Source organism: Noviherbaspirillum sp., from assembly GCF_036846085.1.
Lineage (GTDB): Bacteria > Pseudomonadota > Gammaproteobacteria > Burkholderiales > Burkholderiaceae_D > Noviherbaspirillum.
In genome coordinates this window covers 1-10,458 of sequence record NZ_DAIUCO010000192.1, presented here as the reverse complement: position 1 = coordinate 10,458, position 10,458 = coordinate 1, and the positions used below count along the sequence as shown (strand labels likewise).

12 protein-coding genes and 1 pseudogene are annotated in these 10,458 nt (G+C 61.3%); 7 read left to right on the top strand and 6 right to left on the bottom strand.

Annotation, left to right across the window (positions count from 1 at the left end):
- Positions 1-195 (top strand): hypothetical protein (locus V7080_RS18980; RefSeq protein WP_334189960.1); only part of this gene is annotated, 195 nt, incomplete at its 5' end.
- Between the two features lie 387 nt (positions 196-582).
- Positions 583-948, top strand: a complete 366-nt coding sequence (locus V7080_RS18975) for a hypothetical protein (RefSeq protein ID WP_334189959.1) — start codon at positions 583-585, stop codon at positions 946-948.
- 162 nt (positions 949-1,110) lie between these two features.
- Here the strand turns inward: V7080_RS18975 and V7080_RS18970 are convergent, their stop codons facing one another.
- Positions 1,111-1,389, bottom strand: a complete 279-nt coding sequence (locus tag V7080_RS18970; RefSeq protein WP_334189958.1) for a hypothetical protein — start codon at positions 1,387-1,389, stop codon at positions 1,111-1,113.
- Positions 1,390-1,633: 244 nt separating this feature from the next.
- Between V7080_RS18970 and V7080_RS18965 the strand changes: the two genes are divergently transcribed.
- Complete coding sequence (locus tag V7080_RS18965) at positions 1,634-2,809, top strand: GGDEF domain-containing protein (protein WP_334189957.1); 1,176 nt, start codon at positions 1,634-1,636, stop codon at positions 2,807-2,809.
- Between the two features lie 121 nt (positions 2,810-2,930).
- Here the strand turns inward: V7080_RS18965 and V7080_RS18960 are convergent, their stop codons facing one another.
- From V7080_RS18960 to V7080_RS18945, 4 genes are all read right to left on the bottom strand, one after another.
- On the bottom strand, positions 2,931-3,587 hold the full coding sequence (locus tag V7080_RS18960; RefSeq protein ID WP_334189956.1) for a DsbA family oxidoreductase: 657 nt from the start codon (positions 3,585-3,587) through the stop codon (positions 2,931-2,933).
- Between the two features lie 70 nt (positions 3,588-3,657).
- Positions 3,658-4,788, bottom strand: coding sequence for an MBL fold metallo-hydrolase (locus V7080_RS18955; protein ID WP_334189955.1), 1,131 nt, complete (start codon positions 4,786-4,788; stop codon positions 3,658-3,660).
- Between the two features lie 63 nt (positions 4,789-4,851).
- The gene (locus tag V7080_RS18950; RefSeq protein WP_334189954.1) at positions 4,852-5,757 is read right to left on the bottom strand and encodes a DMT family transporter; all 906 of its coding nucleotides are present in this window, start codon (positions 5,755-5,757) and stop codon (positions 4,852-4,854) included.
- Positions 5,758-5,859: 102 nt separating this feature from the next.
- A complete protein-coding gene (locus tag V7080_RS18945; RefSeq protein WP_334189953.1) occupies positions 5,860-6,819 on the bottom strand; it encodes a LysR family transcriptional regulator in 960 nt (319 codons plus the stop codon).
- A 126-nt stretch (positions 6,820-6,945) separates the two neighbouring features.
- Here V7080_RS18945 and V7080_RS18940 point away from each other — a divergent pair, with 126 nt between their 5' ends.
- The 3 genes from V7080_RS18940 (at position 6,946) to V7080_RS18930 (ending at position 9,161) form a co-directional block, all read left to right on the top strand.
- Positions 6,946-7,548, top strand: coding sequence for an FMN-dependent NADH-azoreductase (locus V7080_RS18940; protein ID WP_334189952.1), 603 nt, complete (start codon positions 6,946-6,948; stop codon positions 7,546-7,548).
- An 80-nt stretch (positions 7,549-7,628) separates the two neighbouring features.
- Complete coding sequence (locus V7080_RS18935) at positions 7,629-8,519, top strand: pirin family protein (protein WP_334189951.1); 891 nt, start codon at positions 7,629-7,631, stop codon at positions 8,517-8,519.
- Positions 8,520-8,795: 276 nt separating this feature from the next.
- Positions 8,796-9,161: a hypothetical protein gene (locus V7080_RS18930; protein ID WP_334189950.1), complete on the top strand. Its 366-nt coding sequence runs from the start codon at positions 8,796-8,798 to the stop codon at positions 9,159-9,161.
- Between the two features lie 19 nt (positions 9,162-9,180).
- On the opposite strand, the gene V7080_RS18925 is transcribed toward V7080_RS18930, so the two are convergent.
- Entirely contained in the window at positions 9,181-9,969 is a 789-nt protein-coding gene (locus V7080_RS18925; RefSeq protein WP_334189949.1) for a metallophosphoesterase, read from the bottom strand.
- Positions 9,970-10,170: 201 nt separating this feature from the next.
- Between V7080_RS18925 and V7080_RS18920 the strand changes: the two are divergent.
- Positions 10,171-10,458, top strand: a pseudogene (locus tag V7080_RS18920) (MBL fold metallo-hydrolase); the annotation flags it as partial.

The following is a 10,458-nucleotide window of genomic DNA, read 5'->3' as shown; positions in this document are numbered from 1 at the left end:
GTGCCGGTATCATTGAGCCTGTTGGCGAAGCGCGAACGGGATTTGGTCACGACCGTGACCGTGCTCGGCGCCTGCACCGGATCGGCGGCGTGGGAAACCGTGCGTACTTTTTTCGACTGCGCGGGTCTCGCCGATCCCTCGCCTGTCGATTTGGAAGTCAATGTCAGAGTTTTGGCAGTTTTGGTCATTGATTAAAAGTTGTTTCTGGCGCCAGCGCTTTGCAGAGCGGAATACCGCGCGTCACGATCTTCGCGGCGCACGCCGTAATTCACGAGCGCATGACGCTGCGTGGCGGAGACAAAACAGGAATGAGATGGGAGTTAAACGTCGGCGAATGGTTCAGAAAAAATGCGGTCCGTCGACCTCTCAGTTAGCGAAACGGTCAGAGCAATCGTCGGCGGGCACTTTTGCTGCGAGGGTAAAAAATTGCAGCGCGAATTATGTTTCATAGTAACAAGTATGTCCAGTGGTCGCTTCATATAACAGACATCAATTTCGGTAATATGCGCACTCGCATGCAGTGTGCGCCGTTCGTTTCCCGGATGAGCCGCATATTCTCAACAATCGTTACAGGAAGACGCGATGAATGACAAACTGACCCTTGATGAATTCGACGCTCTTGCTGAAATTGGGGCCGGACAGAAAAAAGGCAAGCCGAGCGCGCGCGTTTCACGGAACGCCAAACGCCTTTCAGGGCTCAAATATGCTGCGTTCCGGAAGGATGGAACGATGGAATTGACCGAGAAGGGCATGCAGACGCTGTTCATCAAGCGCTGCATCGACGGTCTGCGGGCACTGTCGGTCGATCCGCATGCACGAACGGACGCAGGTGTCATTACGTTCCTGAGCAAGAAAGGACATATCGCGCCGAGGTCGGCGGATGATGGTTACGACGTCACGCAGCGGGGGCTGGAAACCCTGGCGGATATTGACGCCAATTCGCCCTGAAGCAGGCGGCGACGGGATGGCGGCGGAAAGGCGGGATAAGTGAGAACACAGGCTCCCGGCCAAGGTGATGGCGGGGAGCCTGCGGGTTGGTGTCGCCGGAGTAGTGTCGCGATTTTGCGCTGCCGTGAAAGCGCAGCGTTGCACACCACTCCCTCGCGGGGATTACTTTTCCTTGGCCGGAGTGACTTCCACTTTCGGCACCTCGACGGTTTTCTCTTCGGTTTTGACAGTCGGCACCGTGACGGTTTTTTCTTCGGTCTTCACGTTGACATCCGGCGTCTTCACATCGTATTGGGGCAACGTCACATCACCAGCCTGTTTCTTTTCGACTTCGTACTTTGGCAGGCTGACATTGCCTTCCTTGGTCTTGTCGACGTCACAAGCACTCAAGCCCAACACGGAAAAAGAAGCGATCGCGATAGCAAGGGATTTTCTTAACATGGTTATTTCCTCCTCATTGATGTGAAAACAAGTCTTTGAAGCAATCCTTCAATCCTGGCCTCGTACTTTTTGGACAAACAGGAACTACGAAAGGTTGTTCGCATTTGTGTTAGTTTTGTTATCAAGTGTTACGCATAAGTTGCCATGCGGACCCGCTACCTCCCGGATAATCCGGAGTCCCGAGAATGCATCGCGGAAAGCGGGCCCGCTACGGATCGGGTGATTCAAATTTTTTCTTGCTGGCATGCCGAGCACATTTCATATTCTTTTGATCGCCGCGCTTTTTTGCGTGCTGACATTTCTCGTATCGTTTTCACTGGTCCGCAGCGGCATCGCCGGGATCCGGGAATGGGCTGCGGCGAATGCCATCGGGTTTTTCGCATTCATTCTTTACGCCTTCGGCAGGGAACTCCCGCCAATGATCGCGTATGAGGCCGCCAATGGCGTCTATGCCGCGGCGAGCGCGACGATCCTGCTGGGTTACCGCCGCTTCTTCGGCCGGCGCATGCCCATGGGATTGCTGGTCGCGGGCGTCGCCTTCGTGATGCTTGCCATTGCCGTATTCCACTACGTTGTCGACTCCTTTGCATTGCGCACGATCGTTGTTTCGATGTTTCAGGTCGCCGTCTGCCTGATGATCGCACTCACCGTATTCCGCTCCCGCCAGAGCAGGCGTTCGCGCTATCCGCACCTGTTCGCGGGGGGCATGGCGATCGTCATTGCGGCCGGGCACATCATCCGCGCGGCCGTGCATGTGGCCCATCCGGGGGAAATGACGTCGCTGCTGCAACCTTCTCCGCTGAACATGCTGTTCCTTTCCGCCGGTACCATGACCCTGCCGGTGCTGACGCTTGGTGCGGTCATGCTGGTCCATGACAGGATGATGGCGACGGCGGAACGCGCCGCCAACCGCGATTTCCTGACCGGCGCATGGTCCCGGCGCGCATTCTTCGAAATCGCCGAGCGCGAGATCGGGCGGGTAGGGCGCAGCGGGCAAAGCCTGTCGCTGATCATGCTCGACATCGACAATTTCAAGCAGATCAACGACTCGTCGGGGCACGCCATCGGCGACCTTGTGCTGGTGGACGCGGTGTTGCGTGCCGATGCGGCGATACGCTCGGTCGATTACTTCGCCCGCGTCGGCGGAGAGGAATTCGCGGTGCTGCTGCCGGACACGAACCGCGTGGCGGCCTTGTCCGTTGCCAACCGGTTACGGGCAGCACTGGAGACGCAGCCCGGCGGCGGCGACGGCAGGGTGCCGGCGTACACGGTCAGCATCGGCGTGGCGACGCTGGTGGCCGGCGAAGCCTTTGCGCACCTGATGGCAAGGGCCGACAGTGCGCTCTATCAGGCGAAAGCGATGGGGCGCAACCGGGTGGTGAGCAGCGAGGATGTCGCCGGCCAGCCCCGCCACCCGTAATTGCAGCGGTTTTCAGAAACAAGCAAGGGGATAATCCGGAACCTGCAGGGGTTTCGCAGGACATGTCCCACGCCTGCGTAACGGCAAAGGCGCGCATGCTTTTGCGCGCCCTGCATATCCCCTAGGCGGCCGGCGATTCCGCGACGATGCGGCGGATGGCCTGTTCAAATGCCTCGGGTGGTTGCCCGCCCTGGATCAGGTAGCGATCATTGATGATGACCGCCGGCACGGCGTGAATGCCCTGTTCCTGGTAGAAGCGTTCCTGTTCCCGCACCTCCTGTGCATACCGGCCCGACGACAGCACGTCGGCCGCCTGCGCGGCATCCAGTCCCACCGTCCCCGCAAGCTCGGCCAGCACGGCATGGTCGCCCGGATGCTTGCCGTCGGTGAAGTAGGCATGGAACAAGGCTTCCTTCAATGCCTGCTGGCGGCCTTGCTGCTCCGCCCAGTGCAGCAGGCGATGGGCATCGAAGGTGTTGTAGATGCGGCTGCGCTTTTCCATGCGGAATGCGAACCCGAGTTCCTCGCCGCGGGCGCGGATCGCCTCGCGGTTACGCGCACTCTGCTCCTCGGTCGCGCCGTATTTTTCGGCGAGATGCTCGGTGATGTCCTGCCCTTCGTAAGGCATCTGCGGATTCAGTTCGAACGGCTGGAAGTGCAGGTCGGCGGCAATATCGCCGTCAAGGCGGCCGAGCGCCTGCTGCAGCGACTTCAGTCCGATTACGCACCATGGGCAGGACACATCGGAAACAAAATCGATCTTCAATCGGGTAGTCATCGGGTTGCCTTTGTATTGAGTGGTTCAAGTATCTGCGTCCAAGCCGGGCCGATTCAAGGGTCCCGGAGGATCAAAGCCCGCTGCCGCAACAGCGCTGCGCCGGCTGATCGGTCCGGAAGGTTTCGCCATGATGCAGCACGAAAAACTCGTCATCCTTCACGCCGTGCTGCCGCCGTGCAATCGCCAGGTCGTCGACCGCCTGATCGAGCCGTTCCTGGCCCATTGCAAACGTTCCCCAATGCATGCCGATGCTGCGCTTGATGCGCAGTTCCTTGTGCATGCGTACCGCTTCTTCCGGGCTGACATGCGAATTGCGGTACCAGATCGGCTGGTAGGCGCCGATGCCGATGGCGGCGAGATCGAAGCCGGAGAAGCGGGCGGCGATGTCACCGATATCTTTCGAGTAACCGAGGTCGCCGGAAAAGAAAAACGAAAATCCCGGTTGCCGGACCGCGAAGCCGCCCCACAGGGTTTCATTGCGATCCCACAATGTGCGCGCCGACCAGTGGTGCACCGGCAGCAGGTGGATTTCCGTGCCGGCGATGGTCGCGTTGTCCCACCAGTCCAGCCTGACGATGCGGGAGCGGTCGCCGCCGGTCACGTTCGCCGCCAGCCAGGCGTCGATGCCCAGCGGCACGAATAGCATCGGCGGTCCGCCGGGTTGCGCATACAGCGCGCGCAGCGAGGACAGCGACAGATGGTCGTAGTGGGAATGGCTGATCAGGATCGCATCGATGCGGGGCAATTCCGCGATGGACAGTCCGGGCGGCTGGTGCCGTTTCGGCCCGGTAAACGGCAGCGGCGATGCGCGCTCTTCGAATATCGGATCGGTGAGGATGTTCAAGCCGTTGGCGGTTTGTAAAAGAAACGTGGCATGCCCGATCCAGGTCAGCGCCGCGGTGTTCTTGTTGTTCTGGATGAAGGCCAGATCCGGCTTGACCGGCAGCAGGGGCCGCGTCGGCTTACGCTCCGGCTTGTCGCTGGTCCAGTTGCGCAGTCGGTTCATCCAGCTTTGCACGAAGCTTTCCTGCGGTCGCTGGTAAGCGGGATTGGGCGGGTAATTGTTCTGGAAACCTTGCGGCGTATGGTGCGGCTTGGCCGGATCGTAATGGGGATTGACATGTGAACAGCCGGCCAGCGCCGATGCCAGGCAAACCATGGCCAATGCCATGGCGATGTGGAAAGAAGAGGTGGTACGCAAGAAAGCTCCTGCAATGAATGCGACGGCAGAGTGTACCTTTCGCCGCGCAAGCGCGCCGGCCGCTCACTGCCGCGACGACAGCACGATGCCGCCGACGATCAGCGCGAACGCCACGCCATGGAAAAGATGCGGCGCTTCGCCGAGGAAGGCGGATGACATCAGGGCTGCGAACAGCGGCGTGAGATTGCTGAAAAATGCCGCGATGTTCGGCCCGACGCGCTGTACGCCCGCGCCCCAGCAGCGAAATGCAACCACCGCCGGACCGATGGCGACGAACAGCAGCGCCGCCGCCAATGTCCAGCTCCATGCGATCTGCCGGTCGGCAATGGCCCATTCGCCGGCGGCGAAGGCGCCGGACCACAGCACGCCGAAGGTCACCTGGGCGAGCAGGAACGCGGCCCAGTTGGCGCGGATCTGGTGCGGATCCTTGTCCTTGCCCATCGTCAGCAGCCAGCTATAAACGGACCATGCGATGGTCGCAAGCATCATGAACAGGTCGCCCGGTACCAAGCGCAAGGCGAGCAGTTGCCGCCATTCGCCGCGCGACAGCACCAGCAGCACGCCGGCGATGGACAGCGCGGCGCCGGCGAGCTGCTTCGGCGACACCTTTGCGCCGAAAAACATCCATCCGATCGCCAGCATCCACACCGGCATGCTGGCCGCCACCAGCGTAACGTTGATCGGCGTCGAACTCTGCAGCGCCAGGTATTGCAGCGCGTTGTAGAGCCCGACGCCGAGCAGGCCGAGCACCGCGAAGCGCCGCCAGTGCGTCCACAGGCCGCTGCCGCGGCGATAGATGAAGCTTGCCATCGGCAGCAGGATCAGCAGCGCGATGGCCCAGCGCAGGAAATTCAGCGTAATCGGCGGCACCATCTCGTGCACCAGGCGCCCTACCACGGCATTGCCGGCCCACAGAAACGGCGGGACGATCAGCATCAGGATGGTGGACGGAGTCAGTGAATGCGTCATCGGAAACAGATGTGAAGGGGGTGCGGCCGTTGCCGGCAAAGCACAAGAGAATACTTGATTCCGCCCGGCCGCACCGGCGATGCCGGCAGGCAGCGCGGCATCTCAACGGTTCTTCGCCAGATATTCCTGCTTTGTCTTCTGCACCTGCGCATCGACGGCGCGGCATTGCGCGCCGCTGAGCTGGGCCTGCAAGGCATCGATGAAGACGCGGGTGCGTGCCGGCATCAGCCGCCGTCCGGGAAAGACCGCCCAGGCCGCCACCGGTGGCAGGCTCCAGTCCGGCAACACCGGCGCCAGCTCGCCGCTGCGCACGAACGGCTCCGCGTAATGATGGGCAACGGCGGCGATGCCCGAACCCAATCGCGCCAGCCGCAGCAGCAATTCCGGCGAGTTGATCACCGCGCGTGCCGGCGGCCCGCCGGACCAGCGTTCGCCGTCCCGGGTCAATTCCCATGCCGCCGCGTCGCCCGAGCGCTGCAGCAGCCGCAGCGCCTGGTGCTGCGCCAGGTCTTCCGGCGCATTCGGCGTGCCGTGCTGCTTCAGGTAAGCCGGGGCGGCGTACAGCCCGCCGGAGAACACCGCCAGCTGGCGTGCGGCGAGAAAGGCGTCGTCGCTGAGATCGCCCATCCTGACCGCCAGATCGAAATTTTCGCCGATCAGATCCACCCGGCGCGGCGACAGGTCGACTTCCAGCGAAATGTCGGGATAGTCGGCGATGAACTGCGCCATGAGCGGTCCGAGCACCACGTTGGCGAGATCGCCCGGCATGGACACCCGCAGCCTGCCGCTCGGCCTGACCTGCCGGTGCTGCGCCAGCGAACTTGCCGCCTCGACTTCATTGGCAACCTGGTGCGCGTGTTCCAGCACGCTATGGCCGAAATCGGTAATGGTCAGCTTGCGCGTCGTGCGCAACAGCAAGCGCTCGCCGAGCTGCGATTCGAGCGACGCGATGCGGCGCGAAACAGTCGATTTCGGCAGGCCGACACGGTCGGCCGCACGGCTGAAACTGCCTTCGTCGGCGACGCGGGCAAACAGCAGCAAGTCGTTCGGCTCCAGGTGCATGATTTCCTCCATTGTTCTGTTAATGGAACAATGTTATCCGTTTTAATGGCTTCCGGCACGCTCGTGGGACAAAATACACTGTGCTTACCGTATCCCGTGAATACAACAACACCCGAAGGAATCAACATGAACATTCTGCAAATCAATTCAAGCGCCCGTGTCGATGGTTCTCATTCCACCCGCCTCGCCGGCAACCTGGTTGAGCGGCTGCGTCGCACTTATCCGGACGCCACCCTGACGGTGCGTGACCTGTCGCGCAATCCGCATCCCGAACTCGATGAAAGCACGCTGCAGGCATTGTTTACACCGGCTGACCGGCGCAGCGGCGAGCAGGCTGCCCGCGTGGCGAAAGACGACGCATTGATTGCCGAAATACAGGCTGCCGACGTGGTGGTGCTGGGTGTGCCAATGTACAACTTCGGCGTCCCTGCCCAGTTGAAGAACTGGATCGACGCGATTTCCCGCGCCAGGGTAACCTTCCAGTACACCGACAAGGGGCCGGAAGGATTGCTGAAAAATAAAAAGGTGTATGTCGCGCTCACCCGCGGCGGCATCCATCGCGATACGCCGGGCGACACCCAGGTGCCGTACCTGAAGACCGTGCTCGCCTTCCTCGGCATGACGGACGTCGAGTTCGTCTATGCGGAAGGCCTGGCGATGGGACCGGAAGCGGAGCAGCGTGCGCTCGCTTCGGCGCAGAGCCAGATAGAAGAAGCGCTGCCGGCCTGAAGAAAGGAAGCGCCGCCGCATGATGAAGGCGGCGTTCTCCGCAGTACAGGAACAGATCTGACACATCGAAAGGATTCGACATGACCACCACCGCAATTGCAGCACCGACCGCAGAAACCGTCGTCCGGCCGCGCGGCGTGGAACGCCTCGTTGCAGGCACCGCGACATCCGACGGCGCCGGCGTCAAGCTCACCCGTGTCCTGACCCAGTCCCTGCAGCGCAGGCTCGATCCGTTCCTGATGCTCGACGCGTTCGGCACCGACAATCCGCAGGACTACATCGGCGGCTTCCCCGACCATCCGCATCGCGGCTTCGAAACCGTGACCTACATGATCGCCGGCCGCATGCGTCACCGCGACAGCGCCGGCAACGAAGGGCTGCTCGACAATGGCGGTGTGCAATGGATGACGGCGGGCCGCGGCGTGGTGCATTCGGAATTGCCGGAACAGGAAGACGGCCGCATGGAAGGCTTTCAGCTCTGGCTGAACCTGGCGGCGAAGGACAAGATGACCAAGCCGTGGTATCAGGACATCCCGAATGCCGCCGTGCCCGAATTCACGACACCGGAAGGCGTCGCGGTACGGGTCATCGCCGGCGAAGCCCACGGCGTGGCGGGAGCGGTGCAGCGCGAGACCACCGAGCCGCTGTATCTGGATGTGCATTTCAACGATGCCGCCGGTTTCGCCAAGCGCCTGCCGGCAACCCACAACGCCTTCGTCTATGTCTATCGGGGCAATGTGCGCATCGGCGATACGCAGGTGCCGTCGCAGCGGATGGCGATCCTGAACAATGACGCCGGCAGCGACGGCATCGTCATCCATGCCGACGGTCCGGCGCGCGTGCTACTGATCGCCGGCCGGCCGCTCAACGAACCGATCGCGCAATACGGCCCGTTCGTGATGAACTCGAATGACCAGATCTTCGAGGCGGTAAGGGATTTCCAGGCGGGCCGCTTCACCGAGCCAGCGTAACGATTCCTGGTCTTCTTTCAACAGCTTCTCGCGCGAAGCCCGCAGTGCCATGCACTGCGGGCTTTTTCCATTCATGCGTTGAGCGACGATGGCACTATGTCAATGCCGGCCAGCCTGATGCTTTGCCGGGAATCAAAATACGTGCATTTCCCTTGTTTCTGTAGCGAATTGTTGCAAAGGTGCGCGGCTTTCCCTGTCTGCCGCGGCTAGAATCACCGCACGGAATGCGAAACGCATGCGTTCGCAGTCCTTCCTATCAAACTTCAGGGAATAGCCATGTCCAATAAAGCCAAAAAAATAGCGTTACTGTTGCTGTTCGCAGCCGGCAGTGCGGCGCAGGCGAGCAATGTCGACGTCGGCATCAGCGTTGCCGGCGAAGTGAGTCCGGGCGTGTATGGCCGCGTCGATATCGGCAACTCACGTCCGCAGGTGCTGTATCAGCAGCCGGTGATGATCGTGCGGCAGCCGCGCCCGGTCGTTGTCCAGCCGGTCTACATGCATGTGCCGCCCGGCCATGCGAAGAAGTGGGACAAGCACTGCCACAAGTACAACGCCTGCGCCCAGCCTGTCTATTTCGTGAAATCGTCCGAATACGGCAATGGCAAGCATAAGCACAAGAAACACAAGCATCACGACGATTGAGCGCAATCGCCGTCGCCGCTCAATCCAGCTCGATCACCATGCGCGGGTCGAACAGCGGGTTTTCCCAGTTGATCTGCGCCAGGGTGGCGGCCTCCTTGCGGTTGAGCGGATAGCCGCGCGGGTTGGCAACCACGCGGGTGCTGCCGATCCGGTAATCGACGCTGTCATGCACGTGCCCGTGTACCCATAAGTCGGCCTTCCCCATCAGCGCGCCCAGGTTGCTGACGAAGGCCGGATTTAACGCGCTGCCCTCAAAGCGCGGATGGATCGATTGCGCATGCGGCGCATGATGGGTTACCACGACCGTCCTGCCGTCGAAAGGCGTATCGAGCTGCCGTTCCAGCCAGGCGCGTGAATGACTGTGGATACGCGCTGCCTCGCTTGCGCTGAACAGGCCATCGCCGGCGCGGATCATCCGATGGTCGTACAAGGTGTTCTCCGCCTCGCGCATGGCGGGCAACGGGTCTTCGTCATACAGCAGGTAATCGGTCCACAGGCAGCAGCCAAGAAAGCGGACACCCTCCAATACCAGCGTATCGCAATCCAGATAGCGGATCGCGGTGCCGCTTGCCGAACGCCGCAATGCCGCCACCATCGCCTCATGGTCCGCGTCATACAGTTCATGATTGCCGTGAACATAGATGACCGGCTTGCCCCAATCCTTGAAGGAATCGATTGCGCCCGTGTGATGGTGGATATCGCCGGCGATGATGAGCACATCGGCGTCGGTCGGATCGACCGCCCGGTAGTCCGGAAAGCGGTCCTGCATGAATTCGAGGTGAAGATCGGATGCGATTTGAATTTTCATCGGGATGGTCGGGGTGACGGGTGATGTTGCTGCCCGGGTGAATGATGGCGAGATATTCTACCGCCCCTGGCCGCGGTCCGACGCGGGCCGGGACAATGCGGCAATCCGGATTATTCGGCATACTCGCGCACGGTCCATGCAAAAAATATTCAACCAGAGGTACGAGCCGTTTTCGCTCCTCGCCAACAAAAAGGGAACTTCATGATCGCCACACATGTTGCACACTATGCCGCGCGCATTGCCGCATCCTTCCTCCTCGCCACCGCCTGCGTCGCCGCGCATGCCGCCGCGCCAATGGTCAAGACCTCCGCGCCGGGTTATTACCGGATGATGCTTGGCGAATTCGAGATCACCGCCCTGTCCGACGGCACCGTCGAACTCCCGGTGGACAAGCTGCTCACCAATATCACGCCGGCCAAGGTCAACCAGGCACTCGCAAAGAACTATCTGAAGAGCCCGGTCGAAACCTCGGTCAACGGCTATCTCATC